Origin of the sequence: Pedobacter gandavensis, assembly GCF_032678745.1 — a bacterium.
Classification (GTDB): Bacteria; Bacteroidota; Bacteroidia; order Sphingobacteriales; family Sphingobacteriaceae; genus Pedobacter; species Pedobacter gandavensis_C.
The window spans coordinates 243,698-261,582 of record NZ_JAVTST010000006.1 but is presented as its reverse complement, the minus strand read 5'-3'; the positions used below and the strand labels follow the sequence as shown (position 1 = coordinate 261,582).

Here is a 17,885-nt window from a genome sequence, read left to right as displayed (position 1 = left end):
TGATGAGAACAATTAAATTTTGTCTGATGGCCTTGCTTTGCCTGATGTACTTTAGTGTGGCGGCTCAGACCGTAAACACCCTCAATTATAAAACCCCATTGTTTAAGCTTGATCCGGAACAAGCAGAGAATAAAGGCGATTACCTTCGGTATTCTGTAATATCGGGATACAGAGCAGGAGTTGACCCAAGGATAGGATCATCGGAGGATAGCGTCAGTAAAACCCATCGTTTTTACATGTTGAACTATTCAAGAATGCAGCTTTGCCTGAATGCCTATTCAGAATTTTTTATCCGTCCCAATCAAGTGATTTTGAATGTTAAAGATCCTGCTATGTATCGCAAGAATTTGTATTGCTATGAACTCATTACTCCGGGAAGTATGTATCATCATACTGCTGAGAAAAAGAGAGCAGACTGGGATTGTTGGTATCAATTGATGAAGGACGATGTGCCTGTAAGGTTGGGCGTAAGCTGTAAGCGGATAGATAAATACCCGGTAAAGTGTCTTGTTTTGGTTAGAACTGACAGCAAAGATAGAATTAAGACCAAGGGAGCTGAGTCAAAGGTGCTGGTCGATTCTGAAGTCAAACATTTTTACAATGTTCCAATTCGCCGGCTTGTGGAACAGCTGAATGCCTATCCTGAAAACCCACAGGTTGTGGATGAAACCCAGTATAAGGGAATGGTTGATTTAGCAATTCCGGTAAACTCATTTACAGATATTAAGCAGCTCAGGCTTGCTTTGCAGCCTTATGGCTTGGATTTGAAAGAAGCCGTGAGAGAATTAAAAGTTTTTGTGATTACTGAAAATAAGAAATAATGAAGAAGATAAATGTGTTTGTACTTTGTTTAATGTTTGTCCAACTGGCTGTGCTTGCGCAGAACCCAAAAGCTCCTAAAGGACTTACTGTTGGAGATGCCGTTCCGGATCTTCTGATTGCGGAAATTATAAATTTCAAAACAGGAAAAGCTAGGATCTCTGATTTTAAAAACTCCCTATTGATCTTGGATTTCTGGGATACCAATTGCTCCAGTTGTATTGAGGCTTTGCAACGAATGGATAGTTTACAAAGGCAATTTGGCGACAAGATTACAATTCTCCCGGTAAGCTGGCAGGATAAAGATTTGGTTGCCAAATTCTTTAAAACCAATAAGTATGTGAAAAATCTAAAGCTTCCCTCAGTAGTGGAGGATCAAGTTCTTAAATCCTACTTTAAACATTTGACCATTTCACATGAGGTTTGGATTTACAAAGGTAAAGTGGTGGCCATTACGGGTTCTCCTTATGTAACTGAGGATAATATTAAAGACGTTTTGGAGGAGAAACTGATCAATTGGCCGATTAAAAATGAAATTGCTGGATATGATTATAATCTGCCTTTGATGCATATTGATACCAATGTGTCTAGATATCTAGGTTCCGATTTTATAGAGTATTCAGCCATTACAGGGTATAAAGATGGGGCGTTATGGAAAGCGGGACATACTAAAGATACTTTGAAGAGGACAGTAAGAAATTACATGATTAATTTTCCGATTGTTCAGCTGTACCATCAGGCAATGTCAAAAATAAAAATGGCTCCATTTTCTACTATTCCGGAACATGTGATATTAGAAGGCAAAGATAAGTCGACATATTTTTACAATTCAAGGGATGGTTTTCAGGAAGAATGGACAAGAAAGAATGCCTTGTGCTATGAGACAGTACTGCCAGATTCATTAACAGAAGCAGCGCAAGGGAAAAGAATGGTGGAGGATTTGGACCGTTTGCTGAGGTTAAGGGGGAGGGTAGAACGTAGAAAGATGCCTTGTTTGGTGTTGGTTCAAAAAGGAGAACTGAATCCTAAACAAATGCATAAAACGGATGTGGCGACAAGCATATTCCGGATTGTGATGTCTATAAATATCGAAAGGAAGTATCCTCCCGTTGTTGATGAGACTGGGTTTAAAGGTGAAATCTATTTGGGGAATTGGACTACCGTAGCAGAGCTGAAATCGTTACTGCGGCAAAAAGGATTTGATCTCCTGGAAGAAGAACGTGAGGTAGATACTTTCGTGTTAACCGAACTGGATTAAGCTAAAGAAAATACAGGGGCGCATTTTTGCGCCCCTGTTCTGGTACTGATTAAGAAGTTAGCTTCCTTAAGCTTTTAATTCAACATTAGGAGTACTCGTCGCAGCATCTAATGCGAGCACCATTTCCTTTAAGATTGCTTCATCAATAATAGGTTGGTTACTACCGTCATCAAACGTATTTATAGCACAGATGTGAACGGTTCCGAAACATGATGGTGCTACAGTTGATTTTACATAACTGGACTCTAATGTAGGATCTTGTAATAATTGTCTAACAAACCAAGCGTTCGCCATAATTTTAGTGCTTTTGTACATTAAAAAGCTAAATTTTAATTCATCTGCCTACTCTGTTTAAGGTTTTCAGCGAGTCCCTTTTTTATTCAACTGATTTAACTACACCTTCCGGTGAGGTGTTTGCCAGCATTAAACTTTGCTTGAGTGCAATGTTGGCTTACCAATATTTAGCATGAATACTGGCTTTTGTTGATACGATCGTTTAACATTATCAAATTTAGAAACTTGTTTTTAATAAAAACCAGACGCAAAAGTTGTTTATTTCCAGATAGTATTGTTTATTGGTTATTTTCAGACACAAGTTGTAATTTTTTACAGACAGGCTTTATTAGGTGATTTGTTGCAGTAAAATTTACTTTTTTATAATTAATTTCATTGTTTGATCATTAATTTTAAGCGCTCATGGAAAATTATCAATCAATACTTTGGAATATTAAATGGAAATTGTCTCGCAGGAATGCTAAAAAGAGAATTTATCTCCAATTTGTAGATTTGATTCAAATGGAATTTGAAAGAGGTAATGTTCCTTTTGGTTTAAAAATGCCGGCAATAAGAACATTAGCTTCCGTTTTTAAGGTTAAACCTCATGTTGTGGAAAGGGCTTATGCGTTTTTAGTTTCAAAAGACCATGTTTTATATGCGGTTCCTGGAATCGGGACTTTTATGCACACTCCGGTGATGAAAGATGGCCATATCAAAGAGGTGTTGTTTGGCAAGTTTAAGTTCAATAAAACACTAGGTAAATCCGTTGAGGAGGACACAAAAGGCGTGATGAATATTCTTACGATTGGGTCTGTTTACCAGCCTCCCCGTTCAAAAACTTATGAAGTATTTAACGATATACACCATCAAAAGGATACGATAGAGGTAAGGACTCATGGGAAATATTATTTTCCTGAAGCACTGAAAATTCTTAAAAATAGAGGGATTATAGACAATGAGGATCAGCTTTGTATTATTCCAAGGGGGTTTGCACTCTATAAAGTTATGAGGTGTTTAATAAAAGATGGGGATGATGTGGTATCGGTCTCGGAGGCAGATTTGCAATTCATGGAGCTTTGTCGGAATCTTCATTTAAAAGTTTCTATTACCGGTGCTGATGAAAAGGGAATGAGTGCAGATGGTTTGGAGCGGATTTGTAAGGAAAAGGATGTTAAAGTGGTGATCATTAGACCAAGGCCTGATTTTCCCGTACCTGTTAGTATGAAGAAGGACCGTTGGAAACAGATTGTGGCACTTTCTGTGAAATTCAATTTCTGTTTACTGGTGATGGATTATGATTATGAGTTTTGCAGGTCGGGGGCCAAAGATCTGCAAATTTCCTTGCAAACTGCAACTGTCGTATATATTGCTCCTTTAAGCAACCTCACGCTTCAGTTCCACCAAATTGGTATGGTTGCCGGACCTAAGGATTTTATTTCCTTGTTAAACAAGCGGGTCAAAAAATGTTATGATGGAGGGGATTATTTATTGGAAAGGGGGATGGCTGGATTGTGTGCCAGTGGGGAGTTGAGTTCCTATGTAAGGACGGTGAATAAGCGCTGCAAAGCAGGAGAGTATAGTCTTGATGTGATCTTTAAAAGTTACATAGCGGATGAAGCGCATTTAATCTTGCCCGATTGGGGGACTTTTGCTTTTGTTGGCTTAAATGCTCCGCTCAATCCCGTTTCAATCAGCGCTTTATTAGATACGGAGCTTTATCATAATGAAGGAAACTTATGGTTTAATCCTGATGCTCCTGTAAATGCGTTACGTATTAGCCTCTGTATAGATAGGTGGAATCCTGTAGAAATCATATTCAAAGGGATCAGAGGGGGCAATTAATTAATAGAATAGTTCATTAAAATAAGCGATTTGTCCGAGTAGCGCTGAGGTATCAGGGGGCTTGTTATTTTACTGCAGCACATACTGTTTGGTGGAAGAAGTATAACAATAAAATTTAAACTTATGGTACAATAAAATCATGGTTATTAGGTTTAACGCTTTGTCACTATATTTGAGATATGATTGATGTAATTGATTTCGAACAGTCAGTAAAAGATGGTCGCTTGCCGGATGGATTGCCTGTGTATTTGCAGGCGCTATGGTACGATGGAACCGGTGATTGGAAAACTGCGCATGATTTGATTGATCAGTTAACAGATCCGCGTTCAGCGCATATCCATGCCTACCTACATCGCAAGGAGGGCGACAATTGGAATGCAGACTATTGGTATAAAAGGGCTGGAAAGCGCAGACCTCAGATTAGTTTAAACGAGGAATGGGAAATGCTGGTCAAGGAATATTCCCAATAAATACGGTAATCATTAAAAACTAAACCGGAATGAATAAAGACATACAGGCTTATAATGATTCACAATCGGCTACAGATTCTGAAATCTGCAATGTTTTAATGGCCGAAATCAGTCGCAACTTACCTGAGGCGGAAAGTAAAATCTGGCATGCCCACCCGGTTTGGTTTATAGCTGGCAACCCAATTGTTGGCTATAGTAAACTTAAAGCCGGTATCCGTTTGATGTTCTGGAGCGGTGCTGATTTTGATGAACCTGAGTTAAAAATAAACACCGGGAAATTTAAAGATGCGGCTATTACCTATACTGCTATTGAACAGATCAACCCAGATGACCTGGCACGCTGGATCGAAAAGTCGAAACGCATACAATGGGACTATAAAAACATCGTCAAAAGAAAAGGCGTTTTATTACGATTGAACCCTTAAAATCTAACCTTCAAATCAGCTTCCCGGTAATCAATTTTTGTACAGAACTTTACGGTTTTCCATTTTCTGATGATTTTTTAGTTTATACAATGTTATATTTCAATGAAATAATAAAACACTCATCAAAATGATAGAAGTTTTAATGCCAATGATGAGGTTTTCTCTTCAATGACCTTCCGGTAGATGTTATTACCGAGATGGGGGAAGATTAAAACTAAACGGTTATTTATAACGTCAGCTCGCATTATGACGAAGTACTCCAGAGCATCCAAAAGATTTTTTTTAGCAGATCAATTGTATTATTCATTAAGATTGATCTGCTTTTACGATAGCCAATCTTTAATGGTGGGGATAGTTTAAGAAGGTCTTCGCTAGGGATAAAATCAATGCAAATATTTTTATGTGGAATAATAATGTAATTACCCCAAATAGGTAACTTTTCACCAGTTTTTTTAATTAATGATTGATCATCTTTAAGTGAATTCTTATCGGTATTTAATGATAATATTACATCATTTGTTTCGACTTTTAGGGACTTTCGATATGTTGACCTCCCCCCGCAAAACAGCAACAATTTTTAATTAGTTAATTACCTGCAATTTTACAATATTGCATTGTAAATATTTTTTTATGAAAAAAATTGCGCTCTTAGTACTCTCGTTTTTTATCTCCTACGTAGCATTTTCTAAATCGGATAAGGTTCCAAAGCAATTACAAGGCTTTTGGCAGTATAATAATACAAATGCCGGTAATTGGAATGGACCTTTGATTGGTGAAAATTTTGTTGATTATCAATATCAAATTTACAAAGTTGATAGTGTTACCACTACGGACGATGGCCTTAAACTTTGGTTAAGGTCTGATCAGGACAAATTGAATCTCACCATCACAAATATAAAAGAAGGAAAAGCTGTTCTCCTTTTTAGCACCTGGGAAAAACCATTGAATTGTACCTGGTTTAACACCGATCCAGATGTGAAACTTTACGAAAAGAATAAGAGCCCGGAAAAGTATAATAAGAAATGGGTGCCGGAAGGTTTAAACCCCAACCTCTTCTCGATCTCGAAAAACAAGGTAAGTTATTTGGGAAAAAATTGGGAGCTGATCTGGGCGGGCCGCTATTTAAACAGAGAAGATCGCATTTTAGTAAAGCATAAAGATGATTACCAGATATTGTATATCAGTGATAACGATAAAACTATAAAAATTGTAAGCCAGGCATTTAACGACGTTTTTAGTCCGATAGCAACAAACCCTTCAATTTACAAAATCAAGGGTAACTGGATTGGAGAGGATACGAACGAGTGGGTATATGGATTTTATGAAAATTATGCCATTTACGATAGTAAATTATGGAAGTACAAAACGCTAAACTTCGGAAAGGAAGTTAATACCGTTTTAACTAATGGTACTCAAACTAAAACGCTGTCAATTTCAATATTGAATGACAGTACTGCTGTAATAAATGACGGGGCTGGCCAAAAAACTTTTTACCGTCAGACCGGACCGTTTAGAAACAGTAAGCTGCCAGATCATAAAGAATTTTATGATTCTAAATTTGCAAAAGTCGACACCGCTATCATTACTGGTGTGCTAAGAAATGCAGGCAACAAGCAGCCTTTCTCTGTTGGTATAAAAAATCCACTATTGGGCAAGCAGGAAAATTTTTATGGCGATTTGGATAGCAATGGCTTTTTTACGGTTAAAGTACCTTTATTAAATACATCTCAGGTTTTTTTAGACTGGGGAAGAACTAACGGTAGCGATGTAATTGAACCGGGGGAACGGTATTTTTATTTTGTAGATGAAGCTACTAACCTTAGAACTACTATGGGTAAAAATGCCCGTTTTCATAATGAACTGGGAAACTATAAGATATACGAAGCATTTTATACAACTCAAGACCGATATGAGGCCATGGACAAATTGAAACCAACAGCCTTTTTGATCGAAAAATCTAAAGACTTTGACAAATCAGCCGCAATGATTAAAAAGTATGTTAATGATCACCCTAATCTAAGTAAGCGTTTTAGATATTTTATGGATGAATATAGTAAATATAGGCTGGGGAGTGATTTAATGCAAAGACGCTTTACATTAGATCGCCAAAACAGGGAGCGCTTTCCTGACCACTATATGCAATATGTAACGGATAGCCTATACAAACAACAGCCCCCTAAACCAAGTACATTGATCAGAGATTTTGATATTTTTGCTACTGATTATTATGGTTATTATGGCGACAAAACAGAGGTTTCTGTAAGTCATGCTGATGTATTATTCGATTTAGTAGAAAAGGGGAAAATTCCGGTTAAACCGGAAGAAAAAAAGGCTTTAATTGCAGAAAAGGCGTTCCTTGAATATTCAAAGAACGTAAAAGATAGTGCCCAACTCAGCAGACTTTCGGAGGCTTACAGTCTTGCTTATAGAAAATTAACGGGGGATATTTCAAGTCGGAATAGTGCATTAGTAATGCGTATGGCAGATTATGCGGTCACGTTGAAAGCTGTTCAACGAGATTTTGGAAGTATAGAAAAGGCTACAGAAGAATCATTAAAAAATCTCCTCTTTACAAAAATTTTATTTGGTCTCTATGAACAGATTCACCAGCCAATTGCAGAAGAGGACCTTCAAAAATTCAGGAGGCAAATTAGCAATCCGTTTTTAGTAGCTCTGGTTAATGATAAGCAGGCACAGTATAAAAAATTATCGAACACTAGTATCAGCTATGCGGAAAGCCTGAAACGTACGGATCATTTAAAAGATGCTAAAAATGCAGATTCTCTTTGGACTGTACTGACCAAACCGTATGTAGGAAAAGTAATTTATGTTGATTTTTGGGGCACCTGGTGTGGACCTTGTCGTGCAGAAATGCCTTTTGTAGCCGATCTTAAGAAAGATCTTAAAGGTAAAGATGTGGTGTTTATGTATTTTGCTAATAATTCGCCTATACCAATCTGGGAAAACATAATCAAGGAATTCAATTTAACGGGTGAGCATATGGTGCATTACAATTTGCCCGATAACCAGCAATATATGTTAGAGAGAAGACTTTCCATAAGTAGTTTTCCAACTTACCTCTTAATAGATAAGCAAGGGAATGTAACTAGCATGAAAGCGCCAAGACCAAGTGATCGTGTAAAACTAGTGGAGACCATAAAGGGGATGTTATAAAATACCCTAAATCATTTTACAACTTGTGGCAATTCATTAATTGCCTGCTCATGACGAGACACTGTTATAAAGCCGATAGACCTAGAAATTATTTGACAATCAGGTATAACCCTTTATCATTATCTTTAAAATATGATTGATGTAATTGATTTCGAACAGTCAGTAAAAGATGGTCGCTTGCCGGATGGATTGCCTGTGTATTTGCAGGCGCTATGGTACGATGGAACCGGTGATTGGAAAACTGCACATGATTTGATTGATCAGTTAACAGATCCGCGTTCTGCGCATATCCATGCCTACCTGCATCGCAAGGAGGGCGACAATTGGAATGCAGACTATTGGTATAAAAGGGCTGGAAAGCGCAGACCTCAGGTTTCTTTAAACGAGGAATGGGAAATGCTGGTCAAGGAATATTCCCAATAAATACGGTAATCATTAAAAACTAAACCGGAATGAATAAAGACATACAGGCTTATAATGATGCGCAATCGGCAGCAGATTCTGAAATCTGCAATGTTTTAATGGCCGAAATCAGTCGCAACTTACCTGAGGCGGAAAGTAAAATCTGGCATGCCCACCCGGTTTGGTTTATAGCTGGCAACCCAATTGTTGGCTATAGTAAACTTAAAGCCGGTATCCGTTTGATGTTCTGGAGCGGTGCTGATTTTGATGAACCTGAGTTAAAAATAAACACCGGGAAATTTAAAGATGCGGCTATTACCTATACTGCTGTTGAACAGATCAACCCTGATGATCTGGCACGCTGGATCGAAAAGTCGAAGCGCATACAGTGGGACTATAAAAACATTGTCAAAAGAAAAGGCGTTTTATTACGCTTAAACCCTTAAAATCTAACCTTCAAATCAGCTTCCCGGTAATCAATTTTTGTACAGAACTTTACGGTTTTCCATTTTCTGGTGATTTTTTAGTTTATACATTGTTATATTTCAATGAAATAATAAAACACTCATCAAAATGATAGAAGGTTTAATGGCTAAGAACTTCAATACCTTCAATGGTAAGAGCCCCTATATCGATTACTTCGCTTTCGAAAAGGGAATACAAAGTGGGATGCCTAATTGTGCAAATGCAGAAGTTTTTGTCTTCAATAATTTCCCCGTAGATGTCTCTACCGAGATGGGGGTTGATTTTTTACTGGTGATTGCAGTTGAAGATATCAGTAGAAATTACCATCAAATAATCCAGAGTAACCGTAGGGTTTATCTTCATAATTTGATCTTACCGGTGAAGGTGGTTCCAAATTGGGAGGCTGCTGAGATTGTAGTTGAGGATGGGTTCTTTAAGGCTGGGAATGAGGTGTTGGATTACTCGGAGGAACTTACTGCTCTTGGATATGGGATGAGGGACTATCTTGGGGATAAATGTGGTTTCATCAAGGAGAAAGTTTTTGTTCATCCATTGGTTTTTGTTGTAAATAAGACACTGGGTGCTACGGAAGGACATTTGATGGCGGAGACTTTTAGTTTTGAGGCTTTTCTATATTATTTGAAGTGTTGCGGCCAGGATATCTTTATTTCTTATGCGCCTTGGCGGAATACAGGCGGTTTTAGCCTAATCACTCAGGATGTGAAGCGGATCATAGATCAGGCCTCTAGAGATAGCAAAACGGGCTTTATTACTCAAAAAAAGATTGATAGGATTTCTAAGGAGATTTCGGCCTCACATGATATTTTCGAAGAACTCGGTAAGCGTATGGTGATCATAGAAGGTAAAGCGGGAACTGGAAAGACTTCTGAAATCTTGTTATTAATGATGCGGTGTATCGACTTTGGTCAGAATACCTTATTTCTTACTTTCAATAAGCTTCTGGTTTTTGATATTGCCAGAACGCTAAAATCATACATTTCTCAGCGAGAATACCAAAAGGATCATATTCGGGGTGAGCATTCGGTGATGAATTTACATCGTTATATGCATAAGCTATCCAGGTCTATTGGATTGCTTCATTTGATGTCGGAATCCAGGATATTAGAAGTCGGGAAATTGCTTGACGACCGAGTAGTAATTGTGGGACAGTTTATCAAGGATTTCCTGACTAAAAAGGAAACGCCGACAATGGATTATAAGATTATTAACCCACTTAAGACTGCTTTCCAGAACAGTGGGCTGGAGCGGGGAGTAATTGAGGTGGGAATCGATGTCGCCAATTATATCAATAAAAAGGCTGCATATGATGTCTCCAACATCGATGGTACGTTAAGAAATTTTGCTGGTTATAAAAAAGAATTGCTTTCCAAAATAGAAGGAGATAAAATATTCCTGGCCGACTACTATAAGGTGCTGGAGAATACATTAGTTGCCATCCGAAATCCTGATGAATACTTCGAAAAATATAATATCGGAGATAAGTTTGAACTGTTATCTCTTGCGATGAATCTTTCAGATAAGCACAAGGAAGAAGACGGTTTAAAGATCAACCAGGAAGCATTTTTGTCTAGTATGAATCAAAGGGTTTCGCGGCGAAAACGTAGAAGAACTCTTTTTATTGACGAGGCCCAGGATTGTCATCCATTTGAGCGTGAACTGCTACTTTCTATTTTTGGAGTTAAAAATATTGTAGTGAGTAGTGGGGGCTATGAACAGTTGATCAGACACGTGGAACTCTGCAACTGGAATTTTTTCAATAATAGGAAACTTATAGGTAGCCCAAACCGAAAAAGAAATCAGAAAAAAACTGTTCTTGAAGTTGAAAACCAGTTCAGTATATTCAGTCCAGAGGATTTTTCAGTAAATATGGCAGCTGAAGAAGAGGCTGATTTAGCAATGGATCAGGTAACCTGGTATAAGAAAGGGCGTAAATCTTATCGGGTGAAGAAGTCCATTCTAGATTTCTGTAATTATTTTGCTCAACGTTGTCACATTTCACTCGGTCTTCAGGCAGTCGAATCTGAAGATCAGGGAGAGATTATCTTTGATTTTAGACCCAACCCATCTGAACAGCAAATTAAAATCGAGATCGATAAGTTGCTAAAAGATGCGGATCTAAATGGCTGTACGCCATATGAGGGCTTGCTGATGCTAATTGATGCGAATGCCAAGACCGATGAGATTGGGGGTACAGGATTTCTGAAATCACCAACAATCAATGAATATGGGAATATTGAAGATTCTTACTTTAAACCAAAAAGACTTTGGAAACATTCCGAAACATTACAGGAAGATATTATGCTTTGGGACGGTGCAGTTGAGGATAAGAATGGGTTGGGATTGCCTGCTCCCTACGAGAGCAGATTGATTTATTATGAGTCTTGCAGGGGGCTGGAAGCCTGGTCTGTTGCTTGTTTTAGCCTTGATCGTTTCTTCTCAAGTAAATTGGAGCATCCGGATGCTGAAAAGTATCTGATCGAAGAGGAAAGAAAAAAGGCGATGCAGGGCTTGGAAATTACCAATGAGGATCGTAAGATGATGTTTGCGGGCACCTGGGCATTAATGGCGCTTACCAGGGCAATGGACAAGGTATATATTGGAATTGATAAGAGGGAATCTGAGTTGGGAAAGCTCGTAATGGAATATATCAAGACCAATCCGAAGAATGTAAGGGTAATTAATTAACGATCTCCAAATGAATTTTATAATTACGGGTGCAGCCGGTTTTATCGGCTCACATTTAACAGCCAAGCTGCTTGCCCTTCATCACCGGGTGATCGCTATTGATAATTTATCGACTGGCTTTCTGCATAACCTTGATCTTGTCAAAGATCATCCTAATTTGACTGTGGTTGTTGCTGATGTTCAGCAGTTAACTGACTGGGAGCAATATGCCATTCAGGGTGATGTTATTGTTCATCTGGCAGCTACAGTAGGGGTGAAAAAAGTATGTGCAGATGCTCATGATACGTTAACGAATAATCTGGACAGTACTGCAGCGATACTTGATGTAGCGGGAAGAAAGAAGTGTAAAGTGTTTTTTGCAAGCACGTCTGAAGTTTATGGGCAGTCTGATAAAGGCCATCTTTCTGAAACTGATGCGCTAAGTGTTTACACGACTGATCAGGGGCGTAGTTCTTATGTCATCTCTAAATTGACAAATGAGATCAGTTGCTTAAATTCTCATCAGTTGAAGTCTGTACCAGTGATCATAGGTAGATTTTTCAATGTGACAGGTGGAAATCAGAAAAGTGAATTCGGTATGGTGATTCCTACGTTCATTAACAATGCCATGGCCGGTACAGCAATCACTCTTTACAACGATGGCTCACAACGAAGAAGCTTTTGCTATATCGACGACCTATTGCGCGCTATTGTTGATTTAATTGCAGAACCAGGAGCCTGGGGAAATATCTTTAATATCGGCAGTGATACCTCGATAACAATTAAAGAACTTGCAGAATACATTCGCATGAAATGCAATTCTGCTTCAGAAATTGTAAACACCCCAATGCCACCGGAAAGAGCTGCGAAATCTGAGGTTTACAGCAGACTACCATCATTGGAAAAAATCTATGAATTTATACAGTGGAAACCAGAAGTTCATTGGCAGGATTCAGTTGCGATGATCATTGAAAAAAAGGAAAAGGATCTAAGGGGAGAAATGCTGTGATCAATGGATTCACTATAGATCTGGAGGATTGGTTTTGTTCTCACAATCTATTAGGGGCCATTCGTTATGAGGATTGGGATAAATTGCCTGGAAGGGTAGTTGAACCAACCATGCGAATTCTTGAATTGCTAAGCAAGGCTCAATGTAAGGCTACCTTCTTTGTATTGGGTTGGATAGCGGATCGTTATCCTGAGCTGATTAAGATGATCGCTGCGGAAGGTCATGAGATTGCTTCTCATGGCTATTCACACCGGCTAGTTACAAACATGAACAGCGCATCCTTCAAAGCTGATCTTCAAAAATCTGTTGCCGCTATACATCATGCTTGTGGTATCCAACCAAAAGGATTTAGGGCACCGGCATTTACAGTCGTAAAATCTACTTTATGGGCCTTAGACGAACTTGTGGAACAGGGTTTCCTTTATGATTCTTCCATTTATCCAACGGGTGTACATCCTGATTATGGGATTGGAGATGCGCCGCTTAACATTTTTAACCCATTAAAAGAGCTCATCGAGATTCCTCTTTCCTGCGCTTCCGTTTTCGGGAGAAATATTCCATGCAGTGGCGGCGCATATTTACGCTTTCTTCCTTATCCTGTCTATAAAAAATTGGTGGACAAGGTGATTTCTTCGGGGAGAAGCTATATATTTTACATTCATCCATGGGAAATTGATGCTGAAATGCCTCGCGTTAAATTATCGGGCTTAAAACACATCAGGCATTATACAAACCTATCCTCCACATTTAGCAAAATGGAAAGACTGTTACGGGATTTTGAGTTTACATCCTTAGAAAATGTACTTAGTAAACATCATAGTATGGTTTTAAAAAACGGACCAGGCAAACAACATGGATAAATCTAATGATGCAATCAACTTACCCTATCTGCGTTTTCGTAGGTTTCTTGAACTTTTATTGATTCTGGTTCTTTCGCCTATATTTCTGCTGATCTTTTTACTAGCTGCGGTTTGGATTATTCTGGACTCGCCAGGGGATATTTTATTCTCTCAGCTCAGACCGGGTAAAAATGGAAAGTTGTTCAAAATTTACAAATTCCGAAGTATGTATGATGGCGCTGATTCCAGATTTTTAACCTTAAAAAATGATCATCGCATCACCAAAAGCGGGCAATTCATCCGTCGCTATCGGATAGATGAATTGCCGCAGATTTATAATATTTTAAAAGGCGAGATGAGTCTGATCGGTCCAAGACCTGTACCGGTAGAGTTTCTCGCCCGGTATGAACAGCAAATCCCAAATTATCAATTGCGCCATCGGATCAGACCTGGCATTACAGGCTTGGCGCAGGTTAGGCAAGGATATACTACAACAGTTGCAGAAGAAGCTATAAAATTGAAATACGACTTGTTCTATATCAAATCGCTCTCTTTCCGGATGGATCTGGTTATTATGCTACATTCTTTAAAAGGAATGAGGAAATAAACTAGGATTCGAATTTTTTACTCAAGGCATTAAACAGTGACTCTTCCTGTTTATAAAGATCGATATCCACATTATTTATTTCAAACTCAGTAGTAAAATAAAACGTCATTACCTTGTGAATATGAATTTTGAAGTTTAACTTTATGTATTGGCTTTGTTTGCTGATTGTCAGGTATTTAAATTACGTTTTTTAAGCTCAAAGAACCAATTTCATTAGGATTATTATTAACCAATTTAATATAAAATCTCAAGAAACGCTCATGTGTCAAAAACATAACCCATCGAAAAGGGAATGTATTATTCCTCCGTACATGATGAACAAAATCATGGATACTAATACCGAATCATCCGCATTTAAGCATGCAGTCTTCAGTTCTTCAAATGATAACTATTTCAGAAGTAGGAGAAAATTTTTGTCAAAATTAAAACCTGAGGCACAAATGATGTTGATGGATAAGTCCTTTCAACAGGAGGCTGGAAAGCCGACTGTGAACCGAGAGGTTTATACTGCTGGACACAAGAAAAAACAACCTGGAACATTGTTGCGTTCCGAAGGTGGGAAGCCTGTTGAGGATAAGGATGTTAATCATGTTTATGATGCTGCAGGGTACACCTGGGATTTTTACAACACCATTTTTTCAAGGAATTCCATAGATAACAAAGGCCTTAAACTTATCCAGACCGTACATTATGATTCAAAATACAATAATGCTTTTTGGGATGGGCAACAGATGGTTTATGGGGATGGTGATGGCAAAATATTTGGTTCATTCACGAGTGATATTGATATTATCGGACATGAATTGACACATGGGATCGTCCAGTATGAATGTAATCTTGCTTATAAGGATCAGAGTGGGGCGCTCAATGAAAGTCTTGCCGATATTTTCGGTATCATGATCAAACAGAAGACACTTAACCAGGATGTCACTCAATCGAACTGGCTGATCGGAGAAAATGTACTTAATGGTAAAGATTATGCTTTAAGATCTCTTAAAGCACCGGGAACAGCTTATGTAAATCATCCGGAAATGGGTACCGATCCTCAACCTAATGATATGAGTGGTTATGTGAATGATCCTTTTGATAGTGGGGGAGTTCATTATAATTCCAGTATTCCAAATCACGCATTCTATGTAGCAGCATTTAATACTGGAGGCTATGCATGGGAAAAGATTGGTAGGATCTGGTATGCTGCAATGTGTGATAAAGCGCTTGTTTCGGAAACATGTGATTTTGCTTTTTTTAAAGCCGCAACGCTTTTTTATGCTGCAAAACTGTTTCCAGGAGATACAGCAGTACTTAAAAACGTGCAGGCAGGATGGCAAACTGTAGGCCTATAAACTTTTATATCAAATGAAAATGACACTGATTCAGGCTGGAGGATATATTGGTAGACAAAAAACTGCCGAAAAGGATGTAAATGAAGTTTCTCATCAATTGGACCAGGAGATTAATGCGCTGGTGCATACGGAAGATCATATGCAGAATGCGAAGGTAAGGGATCTGGAAAAATACTACCTGCAAGTTGATGATAAAGCAGCTATTGCCATAAATATTGACAAGCTGACAGGTGAATTGAAAAAACATGTTACTGAGCTAAGAAAGAAGCTGAACTATTGAAATTGACATAAATGATAGTGTATCAAGGAGTACACTTTTATTTATGTCTGTATTTTTAAGGTTGGAATTTTTTACTCAAAGCTTTAAACAGTGACTCTTCCTGTTTATAAAGATCGATATCCACATTATTTATTTCAAACTCAGTAGCTACACACTCAAAAATAGAATCGTGAAACGTGAGGATAAAATGTTTATAGGTCTTCCAGCGCGCTAAATTATGACGAGAATGTATTTGATCTACATTTATTAAAGATTGAATCAAATCTGAATTCTCTAATTCATAAAAACCACATGAATTCATTCCATATTTATAATAAGGATGACCGGCAATGGTTTCATTTGAAGGGGGACCTGTTCTTGAGAATCTACATTGTTTAAATTCAATAATAATTCTTCCAGCACAAGGACTGAAGTCTGATTCGAGAACCCGATTATCTTCAATGTCGGTATTAAAAGAAACGTAGGTATGACCAGGATTGATGATAATATTTGGACAGGGCGCTCCACAATCCATTCTAAAAAGATTTGTGATTTCATTTAGTTTCATGGCTTTGTTTTTAAACCTGTTGATGATGGTCCTAATCATATGTTTTAGAATTTGGATAAATGAGGTTTAAGGCATATTGTTTATTTCATTTCCTTGATCTCAAAAATCTCCTCTAAGTCGTCTTTTACAAAACTAGCCTGAAACTTGAAAGCTATAGTAGTTATTGTATACAAAAATACGAGAACGCCGACAGGGAAAAGGATTTCTGGCCATATGAAATTATCTGTTAAAGTAAATGTTAAGCCTCCAAATAGGAATATGCCATAAAATAGCGCCAAAGCCCCAATTTGTGCTGTTTTAGGTTTTATTATAATATCAATCGTACTTCCTTCGTTGTTCTCACGGATCTCTCCAAAAAAGTATGGGATGGAGTTTCTACTGTTAGACAAAATCTTTGAAATCCTAAACTTATTCCCATTTATTTCTCCTTTAAATGGCTGTTCTAATTTGCCGAACTTCCAATTAAGAAAAGGTGGATTGGGATCAATTTTAACAGATAGTCTTTTCATTGCCTCCTCTTGTGTAAGCGGGCTTCTATAGCTGAGTTTTTCGTAGGGCAGAAATGACATGTATGGAGTTTTACGCCAAGTTAATAAATTTATCCAAATCTTTAGGATTTGGTATTTCTGCAGGGGAAATATCATACATAGTATGACAGATTTAAATGGTTTGTAATTTCTTCCCGATGGTATGGAAACGAATAACCATATAGCTGATATTCTAAGCCATGCTTTTACTTGTTCTATTTAAGTTTTTGATTAATATTTACCTTTAAATAATATTATTGATCGTTATTGTTTATTTAAAGTTTAATATTTAACTTTATGGTAAATTAAAACACATTATTATGAATGGTACTAGAAACAATGAATTCAGAGTTCATCAGGGTAAAAATGTTCAACGATTTAGAGAAATGTTGGGTTTAAGGCAAGAAGGATTGGCAGAGTTAATGGGGAGCGAATGGAATCAAAAACGGATTTCATTAGTCGAAGCTAAGGAAGTTGTAGAGGAGCATATTTTGCTCCTGGTAGCAGATGCTCTAAAGATACCGGTGGAGGTCCTGGAGAATTTTACAGAAGAGGCGGCGATTAACTACTTCAATACTTTTGTTAATAGTGCGAACGGTTCCGTTAATAGTGATAATGCTTCAAGTACAATTAATATTAGTGGCTTCGGTGGTAAATACAATTTGGTAGATCAGTTGATTGAAGCGATGGAAAATCTCAAAATGCTTTACGGGAAAAATACGAACCTTTATGAAAGATTATTGAGTGTAGAAAGGGAAAAAATCGAAATCCTTTCTGCCAAGCTGGGATAGAAATGTCTTGTAAAGTGTTTAAAATCTTGCTATTCCATTTTGGGATAGCAAGATAAGTTATACAATGAAGTTGATGTAACATAAGCTCATTTACATATGTCTTAAGAACTATTAAAATAAGCTACC

General features: G+C 37.8%; 18 protein-coding genes. 15 read left to right on the top strand and 3 right to left on the bottom strand.

Annotated elements, in window-relative coordinates:
* The first annotated feature begins 2 nt into the window (after positions 1-2).
* A complete protein-coding gene (locus R2S10_RS18935) occupies positions 3-821 on the top strand; it encodes a hypothetical protein (protein ID WP_316841979.1) in 819 nt (272 codons plus the stop codon).
* Positions 821-2,077, top strand: coding sequence for a TlpA family protein disulfide reductase (locus R2S10_RS18930; RefSeq protein ID WP_316841978.1), 1,257 nt, complete (start codon positions 821-823; stop codon positions 2,075-2,077). The genes R2S10_RS18935 and R2S10_RS18930 overlap by 1 nt, the downstream gene beginning before the upstream one ends.
* A 66-nt stretch (positions 2,078-2,143) precedes the next feature.
* On the opposite strand, the gene R2S10_RS18925 is transcribed toward R2S10_RS18930, so the two are convergent.
* Positions 2,144-2,371 carry a hypothetical protein gene (locus R2S10_RS18925; protein WP_316841977.1) on the bottom strand — a complete coding sequence of 76 codons (228 nt, stop codon included), beginning with the start codon at positions 2,369-2,371 and terminating at the stop codon, positions 2,144-2,146.
* A gap of 402 nt (positions 2,372-2,773) precedes the next feature.
* Between R2S10_RS18925 and R2S10_RS18920 the strand changes: the two genes are divergently transcribed.
* The 12 genes from R2S10_RS18920 to R2S10_RS18865 all read left to right on the top strand — a co-directional run bounded on the left by R2S10_RS18920 (position 2,774) and on the right by R2S10_RS18865 (position 15,894).
* Positions 2,774-4,195: a hypothetical protein gene (locus tag R2S10_RS18920; RefSeq protein ID WP_316841976.1), complete on the top strand. Its 1,422-nt coding sequence runs from the start codon at positions 2,774-2,776 to the stop codon at positions 4,193-4,195.
* A 179-nt stretch (positions 4,196-4,374) separates the two neighbouring features.
* Complete coding sequence (locus R2S10_RS18915) at positions 4,375-4,665, top strand: hypothetical protein (RefSeq protein WP_316841975.1); 291 nt, start codon at positions 4,375-4,377, stop codon at positions 4,663-4,665.
* A gap of 29 nt (positions 4,666-4,694) precedes the next feature.
* Positions 4,695-5,090, top strand: coding sequence for a DUF1801 domain-containing protein (locus tag R2S10_RS18910; protein ID WP_316841974.1), 396 nt, complete (start codon positions 4,695-4,697; stop codon positions 5,088-5,090).
* Between the two features lie 630 nt (positions 5,091-5,720).
* Positions 5,721-8,264 (top strand): TlpA disulfide reductase family protein, encoded by a 2,544-nt coding sequence (locus tag R2S10_RS18905; RefSeq protein ID WP_316841973.1) that lies wholly within the window; start codon positions 5,721-5,723, stop codon positions 8,262-8,264.
* A 132-nt stretch (positions 8,265-8,396) separates the two neighbouring features.
* Positions 8,397-8,687 carry a hypothetical protein gene (locus R2S10_RS18900; RefSeq protein ID WP_316841972.1) on the top strand — a complete coding sequence of 97 codons (291 nt, stop codon included), beginning with the start codon at positions 8,397-8,399 and terminating at the stop codon, positions 8,685-8,687.
* A 29-nt stretch (positions 8,688-8,716) separates the two neighbouring features.
* Positions 8,717-9,112, top strand: a complete 396-nt coding sequence (locus tag R2S10_RS18895) for a DUF1801 domain-containing protein (protein WP_316841971.1) — start codon at positions 8,717-8,719, stop codon at positions 9,110-9,112.
* A gap of 127 nt (positions 9,113-9,239) precedes the next feature.
* A complete protein-coding gene (locus tag R2S10_RS18890; protein ID WP_316841970.1) occupies positions 9,240-11,837 on the top strand; it encodes a UvrD-helicase domain-containing protein in 2,598 nt (865 codons plus the stop codon).
* 10 nt (positions 11,838-11,847) lie between these two features.
* The gene (locus R2S10_RS18885) at positions 11,848-12,825 is read left to right on the top strand and encodes an NAD-dependent epimerase/dehydratase family protein (RefSeq protein ID WP_316841969.1); all 978 of its coding nucleotides are present in this window, start codon (positions 11,848-11,850) and stop codon (positions 12,823-12,825) included.
* Positions 12,822-13,685 carry an XrtA system polysaccharide deacetylase gene (locus tag R2S10_RS18880; RefSeq protein ID WP_316841968.1) on the top strand — a complete coding sequence of 288 codons (864 nt, stop codon included), beginning with the start codon at positions 12,822-12,824 and terminating at the stop codon, positions 13,683-13,685. The genes R2S10_RS18885 and R2S10_RS18880 overlap by 4 nt, the downstream gene beginning before the upstream one ends.
* Complete coding sequence (locus tag R2S10_RS18875; protein WP_316841967.1) at positions 13,678-14,271, top strand: sugar transferase; 594 nt, start codon at positions 13,678-13,680, stop codon at positions 14,269-14,271. The genes R2S10_RS18880 and R2S10_RS18875 overlap by 8 nt, the downstream gene beginning before the upstream one ends.
* Positions 14,272-14,582: 311 nt before the next feature.
* A complete protein-coding gene (locus tag R2S10_RS18870; RefSeq protein ID WP_316841966.1) occupies positions 14,583-15,614 on the top strand; it encodes a M4 family metallopeptidase in 1,032 nt (343 codons plus the stop codon).
* Between the two features lie 13 nt (positions 15,615-15,627).
* Entirely contained in the window at positions 15,628-15,894 is a 267-nt protein-coding gene (locus R2S10_RS18865) for a hypothetical protein (protein ID WP_316841965.1), read from the top strand.
* 55 nt (positions 15,895-15,949) lie between these two features.
* Here R2S10_RS18865 and R2S10_RS18860 read toward each other — a convergent pair whose 3' ends face one another.
* Together R2S10_RS18860 and R2S10_RS18855 are read right to left on the bottom strand one after the other, a co-directional pair.
* Positions 15,950-16,441, bottom strand: a complete 492-nt coding sequence (locus R2S10_RS18860) for a hypothetical protein (RefSeq protein WP_316841964.1) — start codon at positions 16,439-16,441, stop codon at positions 15,950-15,952.
* A gap of 80 nt (positions 16,442-16,521) precedes the next feature.
* The gene (locus R2S10_RS18855; RefSeq protein WP_316841963.1) at positions 16,522-17,010 is read right to left on the bottom strand and encodes a hypothetical protein; all 489 of its coding nucleotides are present in this window, start codon (positions 17,008-17,010) and stop codon (positions 16,522-16,524) included.
* Between the two features lie 278 nt (positions 17,011-17,288).
* Here R2S10_RS18855 and R2S10_RS18850 point away from each other — a divergent pair, with 278 nt between their 5' ends.
* Positions 17,289-17,759, top strand: a complete 471-nt coding sequence (locus tag R2S10_RS18850) for a helix-turn-helix transcriptional regulator (RefSeq protein WP_316841962.1) — start codon at positions 17,289-17,291, stop codon at positions 17,757-17,759.
* The last annotated feature ends 126 nt before the right edge of the window (positions 17,760-17,885 follow it).

Bases quoted from the DNA above. Each gene is read 5' to 3' on its own strand.
- R2S10_RS18885 (WP_316841969.1), top strand. From the start codon at position 11,848: ATGAATTTTATAATTACGGGTGCAGCCGGTTTTATCGGCTCACATTTA.
- R2S10_RS18920 (WP_316841976.1), top strand. From the start codon at position 2,774: ATGGAAAATTATCAATCAATACTTTGGAATATTAAATGGAAATTGTCT.
- R2S10_RS18895 (WP_316841971.1), top strand. From the start codon at position 8,717: ATGAATAAAGACATACAGGCTTATAATGATGCGCAATCGGCAGCAGAT.
- R2S10_RS18865 (WP_316841965.1), top strand. From the start codon at position 15,628: ATGAAAATGACACTGATTCAGGCTGGAGGATATATTGGTAGACAAAAA.
- R2S10_RS18890 (WP_316841970.1), top strand. From the start codon at position 9,240: ATGATAGAAGGTTTAATGGCTAAGAACTTCAATACCTTCAATGGTAAG.
- R2S10_RS18870 (WP_316841966.1), top strand. From the start codon at position 14,583: ATGATGAACAAAATCATGGATACTAATACCGAATCATCCGCATTTAAG.
- R2S10_RS18930 (WP_316841978.1), top strand. From the start codon at position 821: ATGAAGAAGATAAATGTGTTTGTACTTTGTTTAATGTTTGTCCAACTG.
- R2S10_RS18925 (WP_316841977.1), bottom strand. From the start codon at position 2,371: ATGGCGAACGCTTGGTTTGTTAGACAATTATTACAAGATCCTACATTA.
- R2S10_RS18900 (WP_316841972.1), top strand. From the start codon at position 8,397: ATGATTGATGTAATTGATTTCGAACAGTCAGTAAAAGATGGTCGCTTG.
- R2S10_RS18935 (WP_316841979.1), top strand. From the start codon at position 3: ATGAGAACAATTAAATTTTGTCTGATGGCCTTGCTTTGCCTGATGTAC.
- R2S10_RS18875 (WP_316841967.1), top strand. From the start codon at position 13,678: ATGGATAAATCTAATGATGCAATCAACTTACCCTATCTGCGTTTTCGT.
- R2S10_RS18915 (WP_316841975.1), top strand. From the start codon at position 4,375: ATGATTGATGTAATTGATTTCGAACAGTCAGTAAAAGATGGTCGCTTG.
- R2S10_RS18855 (WP_316841963.1), bottom strand. From the start codon at position 17,010: ATGTCATTTCTGCCCTACGAAAAACTCAGCTATAGAAGCCCGCTTACA.
- R2S10_RS18905 (WP_316841973.1), top strand. From the start codon at position 5,721: ATGAAAAAAATTGCGCTCTTAGTACTCTCGTTTTTTATCTCCTACGTA.
- R2S10_RS18860 (WP_316841964.1), bottom strand. From the start codon at position 16,441: ATGAAACTAAATGAAATCACAAATCTTTTTAGAATGGATTGTGGAGCG.
- R2S10_RS18910 (WP_316841974.1), top strand. From the start codon at position 4,695: ATGAATAAAGACATACAGGCTTATAATGATTCACAATCGGCTACAGAT.
- R2S10_RS18850 (WP_316841962.1), top strand. From the start codon at position 17,289: ATGAATGGTACTAGAAACAATGAATTCAGAGTTCATCAGGGTAAAAAT.